This window comes from Thioalkalivibrio sp. ALE14 (assembly GCF_000376845.1).
In the GTDB taxonomy this organism is placed as follows: Bacteria; Pseudomonadota; Gammaproteobacteria; order Ectothiorhodospirales; family Ectothiorhodospiraceae; genus Thioalkalivibrio.
Map to the genome: position 1 here is coordinate 211,486 of NZ_AQXY01000029.1, position 20,341 is coordinate 231,826.

The window sequence follows — 20,341 nt, forward strand, 5'->3', positions numbered from 1 at the left end:
GACCTCCTGGAAAGTGGATCCGGCTGCCCGCATGCAGGTGCATGCCAGGGTCAGGCCGGGTAGCATGTGCAGCCGGTTTTTCATCCGCAAGCGCCCATGCCCACACACCCGTTTATCGACCCGGTCGCGCTGTCCATCGGCCCGCTGACCCTGTACTGGTATGGCCTGATGTACCTGGTCGGCTTCATCGCCTTCTGGGCACTCGGCGTCTGGCGCACGCGTACCCGCGACTGGGACCCCCTGCACCCGTGGCAGGTGGGCGACCTGCTGTTCTGGGGCGTGATCGGCGTCGTAATCGGCGGGCGCCTCGGGTATGCCCTGTTCTACAACCTGGACACCACGCTGGCCGACCCGCTGAGCCTGTTCCGCATCTGGGAGGGCGGCATGGCCTTCCACGGCGGACTCGCCGGGGTACTGGTCACCTGCTGGCTGTACGCCCGCAAGATCGGCCAGCCGTTCTTTCGCCTGACCGACTTCATCGCCCCGCTGATCCCGATCGGTCTCGGGGCCGGGCGCATCGGCAACTGGATCAACGGCGAGCTGTGGGGCAAGCCAACCGACCTGCCCTGGGCGATGGTCTTCCCGGCGGCGGACTACATCCCCCGTCATCCGTCGCAGCTGTACCAAGCCTTCCTCGAAGGGCTGGTGCTGTTCGTGGTGCTGTGGGTCGTCTCGCGCCAGCCGCGGCGTACCGGACTGATCTCCGGGCTGTTCCTGACGCTCTACGGCAGCTTCCGGTTCGCGGTCGAGTTCGTTCGCGTGCCGGATGCACACATCGGCTACCTCGCCTTCGACTGGCTCACCATGGGCCAGGCCCTCAGCCTGCCGGTGATCCTGTTCGGGGTTGCCCTGATCGTCTGGTCACGGCGCAACCCCCTGCCCGCACCCCGTCCGGCCCCGGAGGCCTCCTGAGATGCAGCAATACCTGGACCTGGTCCGGTACATCCGCGACCACGGCACGGATCGACCGGACCGCACCGGCACCGGCACACGCTCGGTCTTCGGCTACCAGATGCGCTTCGACCTGGCCGACGGCTTCCCGCTGGTTACCACCAAGCGCACCCACCTGCGCTCGGTGATCCACGAACTGCTGTGGTTCATCGCCGGCGATACCAATGTCGGCTACCTGCGCGAGCACAAGGTCCGCATCTGGGACGAGTGGGCCACCGCGGCCGGCGACCTGGGCCCCGTCTACGGCGCGCAGTGGCGCAACTGGGCCGGCCACGACCAGCTTGCCGAACTGATCGACAACCTGAAGAACCGCCCCCACTCCCGGCGCCACATCATCAGCGCCTGGAACGTGGCCGACCTGCCGGACGAATCCGTATCGCCGCAGGCCAACGCGGAGGCCGGGCGCATGGCCCTGGCGCCCTGCCACACCCTGTTCCAGTTCTACGTGGCCGAGGGCCGGCTATCCTGCCAGCTCTACCAGCGCAGCGCGGATGTCTTTCTCGGGGTGCCGTTCAACATCGCCAGCTACGCCCTGCTGACCCACATGCTCGCGCAGGTGGTGGGCCTGAAGCCCGGCGAGTTCGTCCATACCTTCGGCGACGCCCACCTCTACCGCAACCACCAGGAGCAGGTCGAAGAACTGCTCGGGCGGGAGCCGCTGCCGTTGCCCACCCTGCACCTGAACCCGGACATCACCGACCTGTTCGCCTTCACCTTCGACGACATCGAGGTGCGCGACTACCAGTCGCACCCCCCGATCAAGGCCCCCATCGCCATCTGAGCGTTTCCGGAGTCCGCATGCCCCAGCCCGAGATTCATCTGATGGTCGCGCTCGATCCGGATCACGTGATCGGGCGCGACAACGACCTGCCCTGGCGCCTGCCGAAGGACCTGCAGCACTTCAAGCGGGTCACCGACGGCCACCCAATGATCATGGGTCGACGCACCTTCGAATCCATCGGCCGGCCATTGCCCGGGCGTCGCAACCTGGTGCTGACCCGCCAGCCGGACTGGCAGGCGGAGGGAGTCGAGGTCTACCGCGACCTGGACGCGGCCCTAGCGACCATCGACGCCGGCCCGGCCTTCGTGATCGGCGGCGCCGGCCTGTTCGAGGAGGCCCTGCCGCGCGCCGACGTGCTGCACCTGACACGCGTGCACGAGTGCCACGCCGGGGACACCTTCTTCCCCGCCCTCGACCCCGCCGACTGGGACGTCGTCTGGTACGAACACCACGAGGCCGACGACCGCCACGCCTGCCCCTTCACCTTCGAACGCCTCGAACGCCGCCGCTGACCGCTGGGCGGCGCCCTTTTATTCACCACGAAGCACACGAAGGCACGAAGAAAGCCAAGGTCAAAACCAAAGAGCCTGAACAGGAAGAAAGGAAGTATGGAAGTATTCTGAAATGGATCTGTGCCTGCGGTGCGGGTCTGTGCCCGCCGATTCGCCCCCCATTCAGATCATTCTTCGCGTCTTCTCGTCTTCCTGTGAATGCTCTTGACCTGGGTTTTCTTCGTGCCTTCGTGCGCTTCGTGGTGAATACAGGGGTTTCAGCGGCCGCCGAAGTGGGGGATCAGGCGGCCGGGCAGCAGGTGGACCAGGATGAAGCCGAGCATCGCGGCGACCACGATGGTCGGGCCGGTCGGCGTGTCGTACTGGAAGGAACCCCACAGCCCGGCCCCCACGGCCAGCATGCCGATGATGCCGGCGAGGATCGCCATCTGCTCGGGGGTGGCCGCGAAGCGCCGCGCACTGGCCGCGGGGATGATCATCAGCGCCGTGATCAGCAGCACGCCGACCACCTGCATCGCCGCCGCGATCACCAGCGCGATCAGCAGCATCAGGCCCAGCCGCACCAGCAGCACCGGCACACCCTCCACCTGGGCGAGCTCCTCGTGCACCGTCAGCGCCAGCAGCGGGCGCCACAGCAGGATCAGCAACAGCAGGGCCACGCCCCCGCCAATGGCGATGGACAGCAGGTCCCCAGTGCCCACCGCGAGGATGTCACCGAACAGGTAGGCCATCAGGTCCACCCGCAGCCCCTCGATGAACGTCACCGCGACGATCCCCAACGACAGCGCGCTGTGCGCCAGGATCCCGAGCAGGGTGTCCGACGCCAGTTCCTGGCGCCGCTGCAGCAGGACCAGCAGGATCGCGATCGCCACGCACACCAGCGTGACCATCAGGTTCAGGTTCAGTCCGAGCAAGACGCCGAGCGCCACGCCCAGTAGCGCGGAATGCGACACGGTATCGCCGAAGTACGCCATGCGCCGCCAGACCACGAAGGCCCCCAGCGGCCCCGCGACGGCGGCCACCATCAGCCCCGCCAGCAGGGCACGCATCAGGAAATCGTCGAGCAGGCCACCCATCATCGCGAATCGCCCCCGGGACCGGGCCGGTGGCCATGGGCACAGCCGGCGTGATGTTCATGCACCTCCCCGGCCACATCGTGCACGTGGTCGTGATCGTGCCGGTAGACGCCGATCCCCTGCATGTCCGTCTCCGGGAACAGACGCTGGTACTCGGGATGCCGTGACACCTCCTCCGGGCGTCCGGTACAGCAGACATGCTGGTTCAGGCAGATCACCGCGTCGGCTCCGGCCATCACCAGGTGCAGGTCGTGCGACACCATCAGCACCCCGCAGCCGGTCTCGTGGCGGATATCATCGATCAGCTTGAACACCTCGCCCTGGCCGACGATATCCACGCCCTGGGCAGGCTCGTCCAGGACCAGCAGGTTCGGTCGATTGAGCAGGGCGCGCGCCAGCAGGACTCGCTGCATCTCGCCGCCGGAGAGCGACTGCACCGGCTTGTGCAGAAGATGCGGCACACCGACCCGCTCCAGGCGTTCTAGAAGGACACCCTCCGGCGCCCGCTGGCGCAGCGTCAGAAAGCGCCGCACCGACAGCGGCAGCACCGGCTCGATCTGCAGCCGCTGCGGCATGTAGCCGATGCGCAGACCGCGCCGGCGCTGTACCCGGCCCTGCCCCGGCTTCCACAGCCCCAGCAGGACCCGCAACAACGAGGTCTTGCCCGCCCCGTTGGGACCGATGACCACGGTCACCTCGGCCGGCCGCACCTGGACCGAGACGTGATCCAGGATCACCCGTCCGGCGCGTTCCAGCGACACATCCCGGGCCGACAGCAACGGGACGGCATCGGAATCGGGTTCGGCCGGCAGGGAGGGGGTTTTTCGCATCATATTGGTATACTATAACGTTAATTAGACCCAATGGAGAATCCGCCCATGCGTTCCGCTGCACGCCGTCCGACCTTCCCCGCCCTGCTGCTGGCTCTGGCCGCGCTGGTGGCACTGGCTGCACCGGTCCAGGCGGAGAACTCGCGTATCGTCGCCTCGATTCTACCGGTCCACAGCCTCGTGTCCGCGCTGGCCGGCGACACCCACCAGGTCGAACTCCTGGTACCGGCCAGCGCCTCGCCCCACGGCTACGCCATGCGGCCCTCCGAGGCGCGCCGCCTGCAACAGGCGGACATCGTCATCTGGGTGGGCCCGGAACTGGAAGGCTTCCTGGAACGGTCTCTGCACGGGGCCTCCGACCGCGCGACCGTCATCAGCCTGATGCACGATCTGGATCTGCCCCTGCTGGAGGGTCGCAGCGGTGGCGTCTGGGAAGGCCACCATGACCACGGCGATCATGACGGTCCTGAGCATGACGATCACCGTCACGGCGATCACGGACATGACCATCATGCCCAGGACGCGCACGCTCACGGCGACGATCATCACGGACACGATCATGGCACGCACGACCACGGTGCTCACCGATCGGACGATCACGGGCGTGGCGCGCATGACGACGACCACGGGCATGCGCATGGCGATGTCGACAGCCACCTGTGGCTGTCGCCGGCGGTGGCTCGCGCGATTGTCGAACAGCTGGCCGACCGCCTCGCGGAACACGCCCCGGACCAGGCCGCAACGATCCGGGAGAACCAGGAGCAACTGCTCCAGCGCATCGCCGACCTGGATGCCGACATCGCGGAACAACTGGCCCCGGTGCGCGACCAGCGCTTCATGGTGTTCCACGACGCCTACCAGTACTTCGAACGGCACTACGGCCTGAATGCGGCCGGTTCCATCAGCGTCGACCCGTCGCGCATGCCCGGGGCACGCCGCCTGTCCGAACTGCGCACGCGTCTGGCCGAGGGCGATGTCACCTGCCTGTTCACCGAACCGCAGTTCCGCCCGGCGCTGGCGGAGACCGTAGCCGAAGGCACTGGCAGCCGCCTCGGCGTTCTGGACCCGATCGGCGCGAACCTCGAACCCGGTCCCGATGCCTGGTTCCAGCTGATGCGGGGCATGGCCGCCGGCTTCACGGACTGCATGAGCTCCATCGACTCCTGACGGGCCTGCATGCCCCGCGCACCGGCGCGGGACCAACGCCGCCGGGCTTCCTCCCCGCCATACGGGCCACGGACGGCCCTGTATCGCCAACGGGGAGAACCCCGCCTCATTCCCATCATCCCGGGCACCGCCCACCCCATGCCGTCATCCCGGACACTGCGCAGCGGTTAGCGGGGATCTGCCACCCATGGGTAGCCCCGGCACCGGAGGTCCCGGCTCTGCGCCTCGCTTCGGCACGGATGAACCACGGCGGTCAGAGCAGGATCAGTCCCCAGACCATAGCCGCCAGCAGGAAACTCGCCAGCACCGCGGCCGAGGCCATGTCCTTGGCGCGGGCCGACAGCGGGTGATGCTCATCGCCGAAGCGGTCGATCGCCGCCTCCACCGCGGAATTCAACAGCTCCACGACCAGGATCAGCAGCACGCTCCCCGCCAGAAGGGCCCGTTCCACGCCGCTGTCACCCAGCCAGATACCCAGCGGCAGCAACACCGCCACCAGCACCAGCTCCTGGCGAAACGCGGCCTCGTGTCGGTACGCGTCGCGCAGCCCGCGCCAGGAATAGCCGAATGCGTGCCACACCCGGGCCAGACCGCGGCGCCCGCTATGCGCCACAGAACCTTCCCGAGACGCGCGCCGTTCCAGAACGCATGTTCACCGCTGCACTTCCACACGATCGCGACCGTGCCGCTTGGCGGCATACATCGCGTCGTCCGCGCGTTTGATCCAGTCCTTGATGGCCTCGCCGCGGTGACACTCGGCCACCCCGAGGCTGATGGTCACATGCCCCACATGCGACAGCTCCAGCGCCGCGACCTGCCGCCGCAGATCCTCCGCCAGGCGGCAGGCCGCCTCGGCACGGGTACTCGGGAGCAGGACCATGAACTCCTCGCCACCCCAGCGGCCCAGCACATCCGACTGACGCAGCCGGTCGCTCGCCACCGCCACAACCCGCCGCAGGACCTCGTCACCGACGTCATGGCCGTAACTGTCGTTGATCCGCTTGAAGTGGTCCAGATCGAGCATCACCAGCGAACAGGGATCGGCGTAGCGATCGGCGCGCCGGGCCTCCTGTTCCAGCAGGGCCTCGAAGTGGCCGCGATTGGCCGCATCGGTCAGCGGATCGTAGAAGGCCTGGTGTTCCAGCGCCGCCTCCAGCTCCTTCTGCCGCGAGATATCGTGAAACATGGCGACGTAATACTCGATCGCCCCGGTGGCATCCCGGATCGCGGTGACGATCTCGTGCAGCGGGAAGACGCGGCCGTCCTTGCGCCGGTTCCATACCTCGCCCGACCAGTGCCCCTGCTCGCGCACGGCTCGGAACATCTCCTCGTAGAAGCTGCGGTCCTGGCGGCCGGAGTTCATGATCCGGGGGTTCCGGCCCAGCGCATCGGCCTCGGTGAAGCCGGTCAGCTCGGTGAAGGTGGCGTTGACACGCTGGATCGTCCCCTCGACGTCGGTGATGAAGATCGCCTGACTGCTGTCGAAGGTCGCCGCCAGCAGGCGCTGCTCGCGCTCCAGCTGGTGACGCTCGGTGATGTCCTGCACCGTCCCGATCATGCGCAAGGCCCGGCCGTCCTCGGCGAATTCGACGTAGCCGCGCTCGTGCACCACGCGTTCCTCGCCGCCGGGGCGCAACACGCGATGGATGGTATCGAGCGTTCCCTCCCCGGCCATCGCCGCATCCACCTCGGCCTGGATGCGGTCACGATCGTCGGGATGGACGGACTGCATGAAGGCCTCGTGCGTCCCGCCCCACTGGCCCCGCCGCAGGCCGAAGATCCGGAAGACCTCGTCGGACCAGCGAATCTCGTTGCGCACGAAGTCCGACACCCAGTTGCCGATATGGGCAATGCGCTGGGCCTCGGCCAGCTCGCGCTCACGCTGATGGAGCGCCTCCTCGGCCCGCACCTGCTCGGTGATATCCAGGATCACGCCATTCCAGAGCACACTGCCGTCGTCCAGGGCCTCGGGGCTGGAGTGCCCTTCCAGCCAGATTTCACCGCGGTCGGGATGGTGCACTCGGTAGCGCTGGCGCCAGGGGGTCAGACAGCGCATGGACGCCTCGATGCTCACCGTCACGCGGTCCAAGTCCTCCGGATGGACCACCTCAAAGACGCAACGGGCGTCCCGCATCACTGCCTCGGGCGTGACCCCGTAGACATCCACGATCCCCTCGCTGGCATACGGGAACGTCGCATGCCCGTCCGGGGACTGACGGTACTGATAGATCACCCCCGGCAGGTTCTGCGCGATCTTCTCGAGGTGACGCTCGGTTTCCACCCGGGCGCCCACGTCCTGGAAGGCGCCGATCAGCTCGACCACCGCCCCCTGATCGTCCCGGATCGCGGTGACCTGGTCCTCCAGCCACTGCCAGTGTCCGCCGGGCATGCGCTGGCGATAGTTCAGGCGACAGAATCCGCGGGCGCCTTCCGCCAACCAGCGTTTGATCTGGCTTGCGCAGCGCCGATAGTCCTCGGGGGCGAGATGGGTGAGGAGCCAGTCCGGCTCGCGCGTGATCTGCTCCGGACTCCAGCCGGTCACCGTCTGCACGTTGCGGCTGAGCCAGGTCATGGTGCCCAGATCCGACGGATCCATGGTGTAGATCACCGCCGGGCTGGCCCGCAGGAGGGTCTCGGTGCGCTGCTCGGCCGCCTTGCGCGTGCCGATATCGTTGACCACCACGAGCAGCGCCTCGGGGCTGTCCTCGGTGGCCGGGATGCGGCTGGTCGTCAACTCCACCCACTGGGCCTGGTCGGTGGCATCCAGCAGCCGAGCCTCGACCTTGCCGTTGCCGCACCCGCCATTCAGCAGGGCATGGCGATGAGCCTCCACCCGCTCGCGGTCGTCCGGGCAGACGTGCGCTTCCAGCGTGGCACCGGCCAGATCCGCCGGATCAAAAGCCAGCAGGGCCCCAAGGCGGAGATTGGCGCGCAGGATGCGCCCCTCGGTATCCATCTCGGCCAGCCCCACCGGCGCATGTTCGAACAGCGCCGCATAGCCGTGGATGCCACAAATCTCGCTCATTGGATTGCATTCCTTGCCCGTCTTGGTCTCTCTTGGCGGAGACTTGATCGACACACGCTCGCGGTGCCGGCTGCCCTCGGGCCTGACAGTGCTTGAGTAGACTGAATCCAGAAACTACCAGATGCCGAGTCTGGTTTCTGCTTGACCCTACAAAATCGCGATTACTGCCGTGCAAAACGAGAACGCCCCCGGCGAGCGGGGGCGTCTCGAGCAGGGCGCCGAAGCGCCCGGGGTGGATCCGACCCTAGCCGTGAGTACCGGTCCGGGGCGCGCTTTCGCCCCCCTCGTCGGTGGGCTGGAACACCACATCCAGCGCCTTGGCCGCGGCCACCTCGTTGAAACGTCGATTGGGCAGCGTGTGCGGGGCGGCCTTGATGGTCTCCATGTCGTTCTCCGACTCGGCCAGGATGCAGGCCATCGCCTCGACGAAGCCGTCCAGCGTCTCCTTCGATTCGGTCTCGGTCGGCTCCACCAGCAGGCACTCCGGCACCAGCAGCGGGAAGTACGTCGTCGGCGCGTGGTAACCGTGGTCCAGCAGGCGCTTGGCGACGTCGCCCGCGGTCAGGCCGCGTTCCTTCGCCTGCTTCTTCAGCGTGACGATGAACTCGTGGGTGGCGCGGCGCTTGGGATAGGCCAGATCGAAACCGGCCGCGGCCAGTTCCCGGGCCAGGTAGTTGGCGTTCAGGGTAGAAAACTCGGAGACCCGCACCATGCCCTCGCGGCCCAGCATGCGCATGTACACATAGGCGCGCAGCAGCACGCCGGCATTACCGGCAAACGCGGACAGGCGGCCGATGCTCTGCGGGCGGTCGGACTCCTCGGCAAAACGGTAACCGCCCTGCTCCGCTTCGATCACGTGCGGGATCGGCATGAACGGCAGCAGGCGCTCGGAGACGCCCACGGCACCGGAACCCGGACCACCCCCGCCATGCGGCGTGGAGAAGGTCTTGTGCAGGTTCATGTGGATCACGTCGAAGCCCATGTCCCCCGGGCGCACCTTGCCAAGGATCGCGTTCAGGTTCGCGCCGTCGTAGTACAGCAGGCCGCCGGCGTCATGGACGATCTTCGCGATCTCGGAGATCCGCCGCTCGAACACGCCCACGGTGGACGGATTGGTCAGCATGATCCCGGCCGTCTGCGGGCCCACCGCGGCCTTCAGGGCCTCGATATTCACGTCGCCGGTCTCGTCGGTGGGGATCTCGCGCACCTCGTAGCCGCACATGATCGCGGTGGCCGGGTTGGTGCCGTGCGCGGCGTCCGGGACAATGATCTCGCGGCGCTCGGTATCGCCGCGGGCGTCGTGGTAGGCGCGGATCATGGCCACGCCGGTGTACTCGCCCTGGGCACCCGCCATCGGCGCCAGCGACACGGCCTTCATGCCGGTCACTTCCTTCAGCATCTCCTGCAGCTCGAACATGGTCTGCAGGAAGCCCTGGCTGTGGCTGGCCGGGGCATGCGGATGCCGATTCAGGAACCCGGGCAGCATCGCCAGGCTGTTACAGGCGCGCGGGTTGTATTTCATCGTGCACGAGCCCAGCGGATAGAACTCGGTATCGATGGAGAAGTTCTTCTGCGACAATCGCGTGTAGTGCCGCACCACGTCCAGTTCCGAGGCGGCCGGCAGACCCGGCGCGGACTTGCGCTGCAGGTTCGCGGGGATACGGGTCGCGGCATGGTCGCGCGGCGCCTGGGCCACGGCCGAGCGACCGGCACGGGAACGTTCGAAGATCAGATGGGCGTCTGTGGTGCTCATAGCGGTTTCTCGCTTGCGTATTCGGGTGACGGCGACCGGGCTGGGCTCGGCCGCCGGCGGCGCGGAGTTTGTCCGGCCGGTTACTGGGTCGGGCTCAGGTTGGCCCGGTCATCCAGGGCCGCGAACGCGGCATCGTAGTCCGGCTCGTCGCCGATTTCGGAGACCAGCTCGGCGTGCATCACCAGGTTGTCGGTATCCAGCACGACTACGCCGCGGGCGGTGATCCCGGCCAGCGGACCGTCCTGGATGAGCACGCCGTAGTCCTTGGCGAAGTTACGATCGCGCATCATCGACAGCACGGTCACGCGCTCCAGGTTCTCGGCGGCGCAAAAGCGGCTCATCGCGAACGGCAGGTCGGCGGAGACGATCAGGATCTCGAGATCCGGACGGCTGGCGACCATCTCGTTGAACTTCTTGGTGGAGTCGGCACAGACCGGGGTATCCAGGCTGGGCACGATGGAGATCAGCTTGCGCTTGTCGCCGAAGTCGCCCAGCGAGACGTCCTGCAGATCCTTGTTGGTCAGCTTGAAGTCCGGGGCCGGCGAGCCCACGTGTGGCAGGTCGCCGTTGGTGTTGATCGGATTACCTTGCAGCTTGATTTCGGCCATGGTTGCCTCCCGGCTTGGTGTGTATGGCGCGTGGTGTCGTTGACCGAGGGTGGCGGGCCGTCTCAGGCGGCCTGCTCCCAGGTGGTCACGTACTGCTCGAGGTCGGATTCGGTCTTGGTCTCGGTGGCGCAGACCAGCACGCAGCCGTCCAGCTGGGCGTAGTCGCGGCCCAGTTCGAAGCCCGCCAGCACACCCGCGTCGGCCATCGCCTGCACGCGGCTCGCGGCATCGCCGCCGAAGTCCAGCGCGACTTCGTGGAAGTACTCGCCGGTAAAGCGCGGCTTGATGCCCTTGGCGGCGAGTTTCTCCACCAGCGCATGGGTGTTGGCGTAGCAGGCCTCGGCCACGCGGGTCAGGCCCTCGTCACCCAGCATGGACATGTGGATGGTCGCGGCGGTCACCACCAGACCCTGGTTGGTGCAGATATTCGAGGTCGCCTTGGAGCGGCGGATATGCTGCTCGCGCGCCTGCAGGGTCAGCACGAAGCCGGGCTTGCCGTCGGCGTCCTCGGCACGGCCGACGATGCGCCCCGGCATCTGCCGGATATGCTTCTTCAGCGTGGTCATGAAGCCGAAGTACGGCCCCCCGGAGGACAGCGGCGCCCCCAGCGGCTGGCCCTCGCCGACCACGATGTCGACGCCGCTGGTGCCCCATTCGCCCGGCGGCTTCAGCAGCGCCAGCGAGACCGGGTTCACCACGGCGATCACCGGGATGCCGCGCTCCTCGGCCCAGCCCGTCAGGGCGTCCACGTCTTCGAGGATGCCGAAGAAGTTCGGCTGACTGATCACCATGGCGGTGACGTCCTCGTCGGCGTGCGGCGCCAGGGCGTCCATCGGGGTCTGTCCGGTGGTCTCGTCGAACGGCAGCTCCACCAGCTCGATGCCCTGGTTGCCGATCAGCGTCTTCACCACCTTGCGGTAGTCCGGATGCAGCGCGCCCGGCAACAGCACGCGCTTGGCCTTGGAACGGCGATTCACGCGCACCGCCATCAGCACAGCCTCGGCAAGCGCGGAGGCGCCGTCATACAGGGAGGCGTTGGATACCTCCATCCCGGTCAGGCGACTGATCATCGTCTGGTATTCGTAGATTAGCTGCAGCGTGCCCTGGCTGGCCTCCGCCTGGTACGGCGTGTAGGCGCTGTAGAACTCGCCGCGGGTGGCGATCTGCCACACGGCGGCCGGGATATGGTGCTCGTAGGCACCGGCCCCGATGAAATTGGATGGCATGCCGTCCTTCGCGGCCCGCTCCTGCATCAGGCGGGTGATGCCCATCTCGTTCTCGCCCTCGGGGATCCCCGTGAGCGGCGGCGAGCGCAGATCGGCGGGGATCTCGTCGAACAGGTCCTCGACGGAATCGGCACCGATGCTGTCGAGCATGGCGCGGATGTCTTCTTCGGTATGCGGGATAAACGGCATGTCAGGTCTCGCTTTCGCCGATTGCGGCGAACTTCGGTTGGGTCCCGGCCGGACGCGGCCGGGACCGGTAATGCGCGGCTACGCTCAGGATTCGGCCTCGACGTGCGCGGCATAGGCATCCGCGTCCATCAGGGCGTCCAGCTCGCCGGCATCCGAGGGCTGCACCTTGAACAGCCAGCCGTCCTCGAAGGGCGACTCGTTGACCTTCTCGGGGCTGTCCGCCAGCTCCTCGTTGACCTCGGTCACCTCGCCGGAGATCGGCGCATAGATATCCGAGGCGGCCTTGACCGATTCCACGGTGGCACAGGCCGTGCCGGCCTCGATGCTGCTGCCCGCTTCCGGGGCCTCGACGAACACCAGATCGCCCAGCAGTTCCTGTGCGTGATCGGTGATGCCCACGGTCACGCTGCCATCGGCCTCGCTGCGTACCCACTCGTGGCTCTTGGTGTACTTCAGATCCTTCGGTGCTTCGCTCATGACGTCTTCCTTATCTCGATTGAACCCGCAGCCGCAGTGTAGTCACTGCGCACTGGAAATGTGCACTATCCGGCGCTCGGCAGCTCGATCTGCGGCTCGCCATTGCGGACGAACACCGGCTTGACCACACGCACCGGCAGCTTGCGTCCGCGGATGTCCGCGTGCAGCTGCTCGGCCTCGACCCCGGCCGGGATCCGCGCGAACGCGACCGACACCCCGAGGCTGGGCGAGAAACTGCCGGAGGTGACCACGCCGTCACCGGCCTCGGTCTCGATGCGGGTGCCGCCACGCAGCACCCCGCGACCGTCCAGCACCAGCCCGACCATGCGTTCCTTCACGCCCTCGGCCTTCGACTGCTCGATCGGCGCGCGGCCGATGAAGTCGCGCTCGACATCCTTCAGCGCGATCGTCCAGCCGAGGTTGGCGGTCAGCGGATTGGTCTGGTCGTCCATGTCCGTGCCGTAGAGATTCATCCCGGCCTCCAGACGCAGGGTGTCGCGCGCGCCGAGACCGATGGGGTGCACGCCGGCGGCCTTCAGCTTCTCCCAGAAGCCGTCGGCCTGTTCCGCCGGCAGCATCACCTCGAAGCCGTCCTCCCCGGTATAGCCGGTGCGGGCGACAAACCATGTGTCATTCCAGACCGCGGAGAACGGCTTGAGATCCCCGGCACTACGCAGGTCATCCGGCAGCAGCGGCAGGGTCTTCTCCACCGCCTGCGGGCCCTGGATCGCGATCAGCGCGAACTCCGGGCGCGGCTCGACGTTCACGTCGAAATCCTTCGCCACCTTTTGCATGTGGGCGATATCGCCCTCGGCGGTCGCGGCATTGACCACCGCGCGGTAACTGGCACCCCCGGTCCAGTAGATGATCAGGTCATCGATCACCCCGCCGGCCTCGTTCAGCATGCAGCTGTACAGCGCGCGGCCTTCGGTCTTCAGCTTGGCTACGTCGTTGGCCAGCAGGTAGCGCAGGAACGCCTGCGCCTGCGGGCCGTGGATATCCACGACCTGCATGTGCGAGACATCGAACATGCCGGCGGATTCGCGTACCCGCTTGTGCTCCTCCATCTGGGAGCCGTAATGCAGCGGCATCTCCCAACCGGCGAAATCGACCAGCTTGGCCCCCGCGCGCTGATGCGCGGCATGGAGCGGAGTTGTCTTCAACGTCGTCATGTGATTCTCGCCTTGCTTGCGTGTCGTGGTCGGCTCGCCGGCTTCCGCCGGTGGAACCGCGAGGCCCGGGCGCCGTGCGCCGGGCATAAAAAAAGGGGCGGCCAGCAGGGATAATCTGCCAGCCGCCCCTCTGTCCTGAAACCTGAGAGTTTGCGTCGCGTCAGCCCGTTGCCGGACTGCGTGACCGCCCCCTTCGGTGGGCCGTTTCCGGCCGCTCTCCAGAGTGTGTCTCCTGCACCGTTCCGGTCCTGTAGCCTGAGCGATTCCGGGCGGATGTTGCGCCTTCGGCGTCTGCCAATCGACTTGCGATCGCAGATCTCTTCCAGAACAGTGTGCGGGCATTGTCGGGCACCCGCAGACGAAACTAATTGTAGACCAAAATATCTCCGGAGCGAAAGCCCGGACGCCCGGCGGCGACTTTCCGGCCCGGAGCAACCGCTCGACCCGCGCCCCCTTCGCGCAACCGGGGCACCGTCATTGCGAGGCGCCGAAGGCGACGCGGCAACCTCCGGAAGCTGGCAGAGCGTCAGCATCCGCTGGTTTCGTAAGGAGGTTGCTTCGTCGCTGCGCTCCTCGCAATGACGGTGCCAGTGGCGACTATGCCCTACAGCGCCAGGTCGATCGCCAGCAGGACGACGAAACCGACCAGCACGCCGACCGTGGCCTGCGCCTCGTGCCCCTTGCGGTGCGACTCGGGGATGATCTCGTGACTGATCACGAACAGCATCGCTCCAGCCGCGAACGCCAGCCCCCAGGGCAGCAGGAACTCCATCAGCGTGATCGCTCCGGCCCCGATCAGGCCGCCGATCGGCTGCACCAGGCCCGTCAGCAACGTCACCCCGAATGCCGCCCACTTGCTGTAGCCCAGCGACAGCAGGGCGATGGCGACCACCAGCCCCTCGGGCATATTCTGCAGCCCGATCCCGATGGCCAGGGCGATACCGTCGCTCACGTCATCGCCGCCGAAGCCCACGCCCACGGCCAGACCTTCCGGCAAGTTGTGCAGGGCGATGGCGAAGATGAACAGCCAGACGCGGCGGATCTTTTGCGGGTCCGCCCCGCTTTGCGGGCCGATAAAGAAATGCTCGTGGGGCACCAGCTTGTGCAGTGCCAGCAACGCGCCACCGCCCAGGCCGATACCCACCGCGAGCACGACAATGGCCATGCCCACGCCGCCGTACTGCGCTTCCGCCTGCTCCACCGAGGGCAGCACCAGCTCGAAGGCCGTGGCCGACAGCATCACGCCGGCGCCGAAGCCCATCATTGCATCCTCGACCGACTGACTGATCCGGCGCAGGAAAAAGATCGGGATCGCTCCCACCGCGGTCATCAGCCCGGCGACGAAGCTCGCCAGCAGCCCGATCTGCAGCGTACTCAGATCGGCGATGCGATCTTCCAGCATCGGCCACAGAAGACTGACCAGCCAGATGAAGACCGCCAGGGCGATCAGCGATCCCACGAGGAAGATCCGGGGTACCGGTTTGCCGTGCTCCGGTTCGGAAGCGGCGGAAGAGGATTCGGTCATGCGTCGTCCTTGAGAGTCGATACCGGTATTGAAACAGGGTCCACGGCGGCGTTCCACAGACGCGCCCTATGCCCAGGTTCGACAAAACCTATCGTCAACACCCTTCGTGCGCGGTAGAGTTTTGAGCCACAACCGCACCGGCCCACCCCGGACCACAAGGACCCTCCGATGCTCGACACCATCGACCAGTTCCTCGGCGACACCGCCGGCCTGCTTTGGGGCAACCCGATCACCCTGATCCTGCTGCTGGGCACCGGGCTCTATCTCACCATCCGCCTGGGCCTGGTCCAGGTGGTGGCCTTCCGCGAGGGCTGGCGCGCCCTGCGCGGTTCCGACGGGCGCGCCGGCGGCACCGGGCAGATCTCGCCGTTCCAGGCGCTGTCGACCGCGCTGTCCGGCACCATCGGTACCGGGAACATCGCCGGCGTGGCCACGGCCATCGCGCTGGGTGGCCCCGGGGCGTTGTTCTGGATGTGGGTCACTGCCTTTTTCGGCATGGCCACCAAGTTCGCCGAGACGACCCTGGCCGTTCGCTACCGCGAGATCGCCCCGGACGGCAGCATCGCCGGCGGGCCGATGTTTACCCTGCTCAACGGCCTCAAGATGAAGAAGCTGGCGATCCTGTTCGCCGCCTTCACGCTGATCGCCTCGTTCGGCATCGGCAACATGGTGCAGGCCAACTCGGTGGTCGACGGCCTGACCTTCATCGTGCCGGACCTGCGCGCCGACGACGACATCATGGGCTGGATGGCCCTGATCATCGGCCTGACCATGGCCGTGCTCGTGGCGCTGGTCATCATCGGCGGCGTCAAGCGCATCGCCATGATCGCCTCGACCATCGTCCCGTTCATGGCGGTGATCTACATGCTGGGCGCCTTCGTGGTCATCGTCGCCAACATCAACGCCGTTCCGGCCGCAGTCGGCACCATCCTGAACCTCGCGCTCAACCCCTGGGCGGCCGGCGGCGGTGCCATCGGCCTCGCCATCCAGTACGGCGTCGCCCGCGGCATGTTCTCGAACGAGGCGGGCCTGGGCTCCTCGGCCATGGCCCACGCCGCGGCCAAGAACGGCGATCCGCCCCGCGAAGGCTCGGTGGCCATGCTCGAGCCGTTCATCGATACCATCGTGGTCTGCACCTTGACCGGTCTGGCCATCGTGGTTACCGGGGCCTATATCGACCGCGCCGACGACGTGGTCGGCGCGTCCCTGACCGCCACTGCCTTCAGCTCCACGCTGGGTCCGTTCGGTGCCATGGTGGTCGGCATCAGCCTGATGCTGTTCGCCTTCTCCACCATGATCGCCTGGTCCTACTACGGCGATCGCTCGGCCTACTTCCTGTTCGGGGAACGCGCGGTGCTGCCCTACCGCGTCGTGTTCGTCATCCTGATCGTGATCGGCGCCACCATCCCGCTGGGCGTGGTCTGGAATTTCTCCGACATCGCCAACATCGCCATGGCGGCCCCCAACCTGATTGCGCTGATCCTGCTGGCCGGCCTGGTCAAGAAGCTGCGCGACGACTATGTGGCCTACCGCCCGATGCCGGATCGTCATGAGCGATAGGCAACCCATTGCCGGTGGACCGGTCGACCCGTTCGCCCAGGGCCCCGCGCGGCCGGATGCCGCCATGCTCGTGCGCGAGGTCGAGGCCGCCCTCGCGGAGGACCTGGGCCCCAACGGACTGGACGGCGACCTGACCGCGGCCCTGGTCCCCTCCGAGCGTGTCGCACGCGCCACACTGCTGCTGAAGGAACCCGCGGTCCTCTGCGGTCAGGCGTGGTTCGATCGCGTCTTCGCCAGCCTGGCGCCGGAGACCCGGATCGACTGGCAGGCCGCCGAGGGCACCCATCTGGACGCAGGACTTGAACCAACCGTGGTCGCCACACTGGAAGGTCCCGCGCGGGCCGTTCTGGCGGCCGAACGCGCGGCCCTCAACCTGCTGCAGACCCTGTCTGGGACCGCCACCGAGACCGCCCGCTGGGTCGCCCGCCTGGCGGGCACGGACAGCCGCATCCTCGATACCCGCAAGACCCTGCCGGGCCTGCGGCACGGGCAGAAGTACGCCGTGCGCTGCGGCGGCGGCTACAACCACCGCCTCGCGCTGTGGGATGCGGTCCTGATCAAGGAGAACCACATCGCCGCCTGCGGCTCCATCGCCGCCGCAGTCGAGCGTGCACGCGCCCTGGGGGCTGGACGCTGGGTGGAGGTGGAGACCGAGACCCTCGACGAGGTCGATCAGGCCCTGGCCGCCGGTGCCGACGTCATCATGCTCGACGAGCTGTCGCTGGAGGACCTGGCGACTGCCGTGCAGCGCATCCGTGGCCGCGCGATCTCCGAGGCCTCGGGCGGGATCACGCCGGACAGCCTGGCGGCTATCGCGGCCACCGGCGTGGACTACATCTCGGTCGGCGCCCTCACCAAACACCTCCACGCCATCGACTACTCCCTACGCCTGGACTAGCCCAGCGGTTGCGATCCCGGCGTTTACGGCGCTCCGCTTACCGTCTGGGACCGGGCCTGGTTCATCCTTCGGAGTTTACGGTGGCTTCGGTCCGCCGCCTGCCACACGCTCTCTCGCGAGCGCACCGCGAGGTACTTTCTTGCTTGCCCAAGAAAGTACCCAAAGAAGGGCACCCGGATTCCGCCCGGGAACCTCGCTCCGGACGCGCTGGGCCGGCGGCGCTGAACTCGCTGCGCCTTCGGCTCCGCTCAGACATCCAGCGCCCCGAATTTGTAGAAAACGGGCCGGCCCATCACGCCCTCCGCGAGGGGCTCCATACGGGAGGCGAAGGTCAAAACAGGAGGTATCCCAGCCCCGCAGCATGACAACAGTCATTGCCGTCTGAAGGCCCCCGGCGCCCGCTTTGCGGGCGCGGCACGCAACGGCCGAAGGCCGAGCGTGCCGAAGATGTCCGAAAGCCTAGCCATCATCCACTGGCAACAACGCCGGGATAGCCGTTGTTTGGACCTTCCTCCCCGTTGTCGTCGCGCCGAGTGGAGAGGCTTTTCGCGGGAGAAGAGGCGCTGGATGTCTGAGCGAAGCCGCAGGCGCAGCGAGTTCAGCGCCGCCCGCGAAAAGCCTCGGAGCGAGGGAAACCCCGGCCCGCGCAGCGGGCCGGGGTCGCGGCAGTCGGGCGTGTTTCTTGGGTACTTCTTTGCACGAGCAAAGAAGTACCTCGCGGCGCGCTGGCGAGTCAGCGCCTGGCAGTATGCGGGCCGAAGCTACCGTAAACACCAAGTGACGAACCAGGACCAGCCACCGGTCGAACCACCGTATTCATTGATCGAGGATTCCAATCCCGGCACTTCCGGGGCCAGACATGCAAAAGGGGCCACACGGGCCCCTTTGCTGAATCTGGCGGAGAGGGAGGGATTGCGGCGACGGAGTCGCCGCCCTGCGGGCCGCCTCCGCTCCGCTTCGGCGTTCCGGCGTCGCTACGCGCCACCGGTCGAACCCCCGTGTCTATCAATCGAGGTTTCGAATCCCGGCACCTCTGGGGCCAGACATGCAAAAGGGGCCACACGGGCCCCTTTGCTGAATCTGGCGGAGAGGGAGGGATTCGAACCCTCGATACGGGGTTACCGTATACACACTTTCCAGGCGTGCGCCTTCGACCGCTCGGCCACCTCTCCGTTTTCCGCGACCGCTGGACGGCCACAGAGCGCGGAATCCTAAACCAGGCACGGCATCGGCGCAATGGATGGTCACAAAACAGGCGCTTGCGGGTTCAGGAACCACACTTGCCCGGCAGGCCGGGAAAGGCATGCACGTTGCCACCGCCAGTGCCCGCGTCGTGGATGCGCGGCGTCCCCACGGCCGTGACTTCGTCGATGCGGATCAGCGCGTGCATCGGTACGTGGAAGCGCTCCACGCCCTCGAACTCGGTGCGCAGCCGTTCCTCCGAGGGATCCACCACCATTTGCGTGCGCTCACCGAACAGCAGGCCCTCGATGGTGACGAACCCGTAGAGCTCGTCCTGGTAGACGTCACGGGCAAACAGCTCGTACGTCTTGCCGTTGTTCAGAAAGCTGATTCGGTAGCGTATGTTCTTTTCCATGGGTCCCATCATGGGGGAGCAACCGCAGATTGCAACGGGTTGGCGTTGGTCCATGCGGACAGAGTCGGTATGATTCCCGCCGTCATCCGCATGGGCCGCCGGCACGCCAACGATGGATTCCTCCCAGGAGCTGCTCGATCACTTGAGCCGCAACAGCTCGCCGTACCAGGATCCGCTCACGCGGATTCGCTGGGATGCGCTGTCGTCGGAGGACTACTGGATCCCGGAAGAGGCCATCTCGCTGTTCGGCACCCCGGAATACTCGGCGCTGTCCGGCGAACAGAAACGTCGCCTGTCGCAGTACGAATTCCTCTACTTCATCAGCGGCGCGCTGTGGCTGGAAGGCCTGTTCATGGAGCGCATCTCGCGCATCTCCATGCATTCGACCGGCCGTCTGGACCGGCTGAACTACCGCCTGCACGAACTGCGCGAAGAGGCCGGGCACAGCCTGATGTTCATCGAGTTCATGCGCCGCAGTGGCCTGGACCTGCCGGAGAAACGGTTCCCGAAGCCCCGGCTCGCCACCCTGGTCGGCCGCTTTGCCCCGTTCGAGTCTTCGGTCTTCTGGATTGCGGTGATGATCGGCGAAGAGGTCCCGGACCGGATGAACCGCCTGATCCACCAGCGCCGCGACCAGATCAGCCCCACGGTGCATGACGTGGTGACCACCCACATGATCGACGAGGCGCGCCACATGGCGCATGCCCGCGATACCCTCGAAAGCTACCTGGAAACCCTTCCAGCCTGGCAGAAGGCGACCTACCGCCCGTTGATGCGCCGCGTATTCCGGCAGTTCGTGCACGCCTTCTACTACCCCACGGCGGACATCTACCAGCTCGCGGGCCTGCCTGCGGGCCCGAATTATCGCCGCCTTGCCCGCGACAACCCTCGCCGTGCCGACTTCATCGACACCTGTGTTGATCCGGCCCTGCAGATCCTCCGCGCCCAGGGGCTGGTACTGAACTGGCGCTAGGAACGTCGCACAGGTCCCGTT

At 66.9% G+C, this 20,341-nt stretch carries 18 protein-coding genes, 1 tRNA gene, 1 pseudogene and 2 riboswitches; of the genes and pseudogenes, 7 read left to right on the forward strand and 13 right to left on the reverse strand.

From position 1 onward, the window contains the following. The first annotated feature begins 96 nt into the window (after window positions 1-96). The 3 genes from lgt to F572_RS0110475 are packed head-to-tail and all read left to right on the forward strand — an operon-like array spanning window position 97 to window position 2,244. Complete coding sequence (gene lgt / locus F572_RS0110465; RefSeq protein WP_017941300.1) at window positions 97-912, forward strand: prolipoprotein diacylglyceryl transferase; 816 nt, start codon at window positions 97-99, stop codon at window positions 910-912. Between the two features lies 1 nt (window position 913). Continuing rightward, on the forward strand, window positions 914-1,732 hold the full coding sequence (locus tag F572_RS0110470; RefSeq protein ID WP_017941301.1) for a thymidylate synthase: 819 nt from the start codon (window positions 914-916) through the stop codon (window positions 1,730-1,732). Window positions 1,733-1,749: 17 nt separating this feature from the next. Further along, window positions 1,750-2,244: a dihydrofolate reductase gene (locus F572_RS0110475; protein ID WP_017941302.1), complete on the forward strand. Its 495-nt coding sequence runs from the start codon at window positions 1,750-1,752 to the stop codon at window positions 2,242-2,244. A 257-nt stretch (window positions 2,245-2,501) separates the two neighbouring features. Here F572_RS0110475 and znuB read toward each other — a convergent pair whose 3' ends face one another. Together znuB and F572_RS0110485 are read right to left on the reverse strand one after the other, a co-directional pair. Next, window positions 2,502-3,323 carry a zinc ABC transporter permease subunit ZnuB gene (gene znuB / locus F572_RS0110480; protein WP_017941303.1) on the reverse strand — a complete coding sequence of 274 codons (822 nt, stop codon included), beginning with the start codon at window positions 3,321-3,323 and terminating at the stop codon, window positions 2,502-2,504. Continuing rightward, window positions 3,320-4,099 carry an ATP-binding cassette domain-containing protein gene (locus tag F572_RS0110485; protein ID WP_026142947.1) on the reverse strand — a complete coding sequence of 260 codons (780 nt, stop codon included), beginning with the start codon at window positions 4,097-4,099 and terminating at the stop codon, window positions 3,320-3,322. The genes znuB and F572_RS0110485 overlap by 4 nt, the downstream gene beginning before the upstream one ends. Window positions 4,100-4,198: 99 nt before the next feature. Here F572_RS0110485 and F572_RS0110490 point away from each other — a divergent pair, with 99 nt between their 5' ends. Next, on the forward strand, window positions 4,199-5,317 hold the full coding sequence (locus F572_RS0110490; RefSeq protein WP_017941305.1) for a zinc ABC transporter substrate-binding protein ZnuA: 1,119 nt from the start codon (window positions 4,199-4,201) through the stop codon (window positions 5,315-5,317). 253 nt (window positions 5,318-5,570) lie between these two features. Here the strand turns inward: F572_RS0110490 and F572_RS0110495 are convergent, their stop codons facing one another. The 8 genes from F572_RS0110495 to F572_RS0110530 form a co-directional block, all read right to left on the reverse strand. Beyond that, window positions 5,571-5,930, reverse strand: coding sequence for a diacylglycerol kinase (locus tag F572_RS0110495; RefSeq protein WP_017941306.1), 360 nt, complete (start codon window positions 5,928-5,930; stop codon window positions 5,571-5,573). A gap of 39 nt (window positions 5,931-5,969) precedes the next feature. Further along, window positions 5,970-8,342, reverse strand: coding sequence for a sensor domain-containing diguanylate cyclase (locus F572_RS0110500; protein ID WP_017941307.1), 2,373 nt, complete (start codon window positions 8,340-8,342; stop codon window positions 5,970-5,972). Window positions 8,343-8,586: 244 nt separating this feature from the next. Beyond that, a complete protein-coding gene (gene gcvPB, locus F572_RS0110505) occupies window positions 8,587-10,095 on the reverse strand; it encodes an aminomethyl-transferring glycine dehydrogenase subunit GcvPB (RefSeq protein WP_017941308.1) in 1,509 nt (502 codons plus the stop codon). An 80-nt stretch (window positions 10,096-10,175) separates the two neighbouring features. Beyond that, window positions 10,176-10,703: a thiol peroxidase gene (tpx, locus tag F572_RS0110510; protein WP_017941309.1), complete on the reverse strand. Its 528-nt coding sequence runs from the start codon at window positions 10,701-10,703 to the stop codon at window positions 10,176-10,178. A gap of 62 nt (window positions 10,704-10,765) precedes the next feature. After that, window positions 10,766-12,118, reverse strand: coding sequence for an aminomethyl-transferring glycine dehydrogenase subunit GcvPA (gene gcvPA / locus F572_RS0110515; protein ID WP_017941310.1), 1,353 nt, complete (start codon window positions 12,116-12,118; stop codon window positions 10,766-10,768). An 84-nt stretch (window positions 12,119-12,202) separates the two neighbouring features. Then, a complete protein-coding gene (gene gcvH / locus F572_RS0110520) occupies window positions 12,203-12,595 on the reverse strand; it encodes a glycine cleavage system protein GcvH (protein WP_017941311.1) in 393 nt (130 codons plus the stop codon). A gap of 65 nt (window positions 12,596-12,660) precedes the next feature. Next, window positions 12,661-13,767: a glycine cleavage system aminomethyltransferase GcvT gene (gene gcvT, locus F572_RS0110525; RefSeq protein ID WP_017941312.1), complete on the reverse strand. Its 1,107-nt coding sequence runs from the start codon at window positions 13,765-13,767 to the stop codon at window positions 12,661-12,663. Between the two features lie 120 nt (window positions 13,768-13,887). Beyond that, a riboswitch (glycine riboswitch) is annotated at window positions 13,888-13,999 on the reverse strand. Between the two features lies 1 nt (window position 14,000). Further along, a riboswitch (glycine riboswitch) is annotated at window positions 14,001-14,102 on the reverse strand. A 269-nt stretch (window positions 14,103-14,371) separates the two neighbouring features. Further along, the gene (locus tag F572_RS0110530) at window positions 14,372-15,292 is read right to left on the reverse strand and encodes a ZIP family metal transporter (protein WP_017941313.1); all 921 of its coding nucleotides are present in this window, start codon (window positions 15,290-15,292) and stop codon (window positions 14,372-14,374) included. A 168-nt stretch (window positions 15,293-15,460) separates the two neighbouring features. Between F572_RS0110530 and F572_RS0110535 the strand changes: the two genes are divergently transcribed. Further along, window positions 15,461-16,852, forward strand: a complete 1,392-nt coding sequence (locus tag F572_RS0110535; protein ID WP_017941314.1) for a sodium:alanine symporter family protein — start codon at window positions 15,461-15,463, stop codon at window positions 16,850-16,852. Next, window positions 16,842-17,750, forward strand: coding sequence for a carboxylating nicotinate-nucleotide diphosphorylase (gene nadC, locus F572_RS0110540; RefSeq protein WP_026142949.1), 909 nt, complete (start codon window positions 16,842-16,844; stop codon window positions 17,748-17,750). The genes F572_RS0110535 and nadC overlap by 11 nt, the downstream gene beginning before the upstream one ends. A gap of 248 nt (window positions 17,751-17,998) precedes the next feature. On the opposite strand, the pseudogene F572_RS15945 reads toward nadC, so the two are convergent. The 3 genes and pseudogenes from F572_RS15945 to F572_RS0110550 form a co-directional block, all read right to left on the reverse strand. After that, window positions 17,999-18,220: pseudogene (locus tag F572_RS15945) on the reverse strand (hypothetical protein). 611 nt (window positions 18,221-18,831) lie between these two features. Next, a tRNA-Ser gene (locus tag F572_RS0110545) sits at window positions 18,832-18,922 on the reverse strand. Between the two features lie 95 nt (window positions 18,923-19,017). Next, complete coding sequence (locus tag F572_RS0110550) at window positions 19,018-19,347, reverse strand: DUF1820 family protein (protein ID WP_017940415.1); 330 nt, start codon at window positions 19,345-19,347, stop codon at window positions 19,018-19,020. 112 nt (window positions 19,348-19,459) lie between these two features. On the opposite strand from F572_RS0110550, the gene F572_RS0110555 reads away from it, so the two are divergent. Further along, window positions 19,460-20,320 (forward strand): diiron oxygenase, encoded by an 861-nt coding sequence (locus F572_RS0110555; protein ID WP_017940416.1) that lies wholly within the window; start codon window positions 19,460-19,462, stop codon window positions 20,318-20,320. The last annotated feature ends 21 nt before the right edge of the window (window positions 20,321-20,341 follow it).